This window comes from Chitinophaga sp. (genome assembly GCF_036566945.1).
In the GTDB taxonomy this organism is placed as follows: domain Bacteria; phylum Bacteroidota; class Bacteroidia; order Chitinophagales; family Chitinophagaceae; genus Chitinophaga.
Genome location: NZ_DATCVJ010000536.1, coordinates 1 through 1,553 on the forward strand (window position 1 = coordinate 1; position 1,553 = coordinate 1,553).

Here is a 1,553-nt window from a genome sequence, read left to right on the forward strand (position 1 = left end):
ATAAAATTCCATTTCCCGGCTTAAGGCCAGGTACTGCCGGTTAATCAGTGAATATATTTTTCTCAGCACTAACTGCATAATATTCAGGATGCGGGTAGTTATATGCGCGAAAAAACTTAACAGGCTTCCACCGCTGCTCCAGCGTATTTCCATTTCTTCCCACCGCTCATTTTCGTATAACATGTTATACAAACTCTTGTTTACGGTGTAGATATAACTGCCAAGCTTCATGCTCCGTTGCGAAAAATGCGTGAATTCGTGCGCCAGTAGCATTTTAAGTTCACTGATGTTCACACTATTGACAAGTCCGAGCCCAATCTCCAGATTTTTCCTGGTGGGCCAAAACAGGCTTAGAAAACTGGAGTTATAAAAAACAGTGGCATTCATGTCCGGGACAACAAAAATTTTCTTCGGAAAACGAATACGTGTGTCTTTCACCAATTGCGCGATGAAATCAAATAAATCAGGATGATTATCGGCAAAAATCTGAGTACGATAAGGATTAACGGTGGGGCGCTTATTAAAAAGAAACTTTATAAGAAAAAACAATACCATCCCTCCCAGTAGCACAAGACTAAGTCCTATGACGCCGGAAATCCAGGTAGGGTAAGTTCGGAATAATATGATCCCTCCTGATATACAGGCCACCGCCAGGGCAACAGCGGTAAGTAATAAGACCACGTAAAGAATAAAGAACAAGACAACGCAGCTGACGGCTTTCATTATCTGTTGCCTAAATAATAACGTGGGCTGAATGAGCGCCAGATCCGCGTTCTCCGGGCACTCAGGATATAAGTTGGTCATAACAAAACATCAGGTTAGATACGATCGTAACAGCAAAAGGGATTTAAATGTATATAATATTCAGTAACTTCTTTGCTACTGTCAGGCTATCGGATATTTATATGGGTCGTTGAGTGGCGCTCCTGAGTTGGGTTTTAAAGGATTTCTCCAATATATATTGTTTATGATAATATGTTACTTGGCACATGGTCAACTGATTTTTTTGAGGAAATGGGCAAAAGGTCTCTCTTCTTAGCGAACGATCGATAATGAAAAAAATTGTCTGAGCGACACTTTTTTCAACCGGAAATTATAGCTGTTTTTATTCATTGTCACCGAAAACACCCACCAGTGAAGCGTAACGGCAGTGGGAATTATGGAAGCGCGAAGGATGTCAGTACAAATACAGGAAACAGCAAAAAAGTATCAGGAAGAAGAAATACCTCTTTAGTGTACCGGCGCAGGAAGAAATAGTCTGATAGCAGCTACGAAAAGAACAAAGGTGTCCGGATACAGGTGCATTATAAACCCTGCATCCGGATTCCCTTATTATCCCACCATTGGGTGTCTTTTATACGGAATTGTACGATCAAATAAATAACGATAGGTTGTCAGCTGTCTGGAAGGAACGGCTCCGAGACTTTCCGCCACATTTTGCATCCTTGGGTTAAAATCACCGATCCATTGCATTTCGTAATCTACATAATGGGCCATGTCCGTTTGGATGAGTTTAGCCCCTTCCACAATCATATAGGCATCTATCCCTTTTC

Annotated in this window: 1 protein-coding gene and 1 pseudogene; both read right to left on the reverse strand. The window is 41.4% G+C overall.

Annotated elements, in window-relative coordinates; all coding sequences use genetic code 11:
- Positions 1 to 804, reverse strand: an 804-nt coding sequence (locus VIP81_RS16420) for a M48 family metallopeptidase (protein WP_331963063.1), incomplete at its 3' end; no start/stop codon positions are given.
- A gap of 528 nt (positions 805 to 1,332) precedes the next feature.
- Positions 1,333 to 1,553 (reverse strand): annotated as a pseudogene (locus tag VIP81_RS16425) (hypothetical protein); the annotation flags it as partial.